The 1,327-nt window shown below is 59.4% G+C and carries 1 protein-coding gene; it reads right to left on the bottom strand.

Going from position 1 to position 1,327, the window contains the following annotated elements; genetic code table 11:
* Positions 1-1,327: calcium-binding protein (locus tag AC1DXO_RS26080; RefSeq protein ID WP_476981137.1), on the bottom strand; the 1,327-nt coding region annotated here is incomplete at both ends.

The raw sequence follows: 1,327 nt of genomic DNA, 5'->3' as shown, positions 1-1,327 counted from the left end.
TTGTTATTGCTGGTGTTGCCGGTGGCATTGATATTGTCGATACCTGTCATGATCAGGTTCTCGACACTGGCTGCCATGACAAATGAAACCGAGGTGTAAACCAGGTCGGTGCCCTGGTTCCCAGCTTCTGTCGCCGTATCGCCGGCATCGTCTACGATAAAGGTATCGTTGCCCGCACCGCCCGTCATGCTATCGGCGCCGGCGCCACCGTCGATCCAGTTGGCCGACGCCGAACCGGTAATGGTATCATTGCCTGCACCCGAGATGATGTTCTCGAAGTTGATGAACGATTCCGGCGGGAAGTCGGTCACACCCGTCGCCAGGTTGACATTGTAATCGCCGGAGTACAGCGACGTGTTGAGCGTATCTATGCCCGCGCCGCCATCCAGCGTCTCGTTGGTGCCCAGGCCGGCATAGACCGTGTCATTGCCCAATCCGCCCAGCGTAGTACCTGCCCCGGAAGACGTCAGGACGTCGTCGCCGTCGCCACCGTCAACCGAATCCGTGCCGTCCGAGCTGGCGCCCGCCACGATCGTGTCATTGCCTGCGCCACCCGTCAGGGTGTCATCCCCGGCCAGACCGCTGATGCTGTCATTACCCGCACCGCCATCGATCGCATTGGCACCCGTTGTGCCGCTATAGGTGTCATTACCTGCGCCGCCGATCAGATTTTCGAAGTTGATAAACGATTCCGGCGGGAAATCGGTTACGCCCGTCGCCAGGTCAACATTATAATTGCCTGTCCACAGCGAGGTGTTGAGCGTATCGATACCCGCGCCGCCATCCAGTGTCTCATTGGTGCCCAAACCGGCAAACACTGTATCATTACCCAGGCCGCCCAGCGTGGTGCCCCACCCCGAAGAGATCAGAACGTCGTCACCATCGCCGCCGTCGACCGAATCCTGGCCGTCGGAGCTGGCGCCGGCATTGATCGAGTCATTGCCTGCGCCGCCGTTCAGCGTATCGTTACCCGCGTCGCCTGTGATGGTGTCATTGCCAGCTTCGCCGTTCAGCACGTCGTCACCGTCTTCCCCACTGACCGTGTCATCGCCGCCACCAGCATTGACCGTATCGTTGCCCGCACCAGCATTGATGGCGTTAGCACCGGTTCCGTTGACAATGATCGAATTGGCGACGCTTGAACCCACTACGGACGCGGATCCGCCGATCACCAGGTTTTCGATACTGATCAACTGATCGCGATTGCCCCCGAATGTCGCAAATCCAGCGGCAAGGTCGAAGGTGACGCTGGAAACCCAATTCAGGTCATGCACCAAGGTGTCAATGCCGGCGCCACCGTCATAGACATCGTCATCAGACGCACGCA

Source organism: Asticcacaulis sp. P2_C5, assembly GCF_056404555.1.
This window is presented reverse-complemented; position numbering and strand designations above follow the sequence as displayed.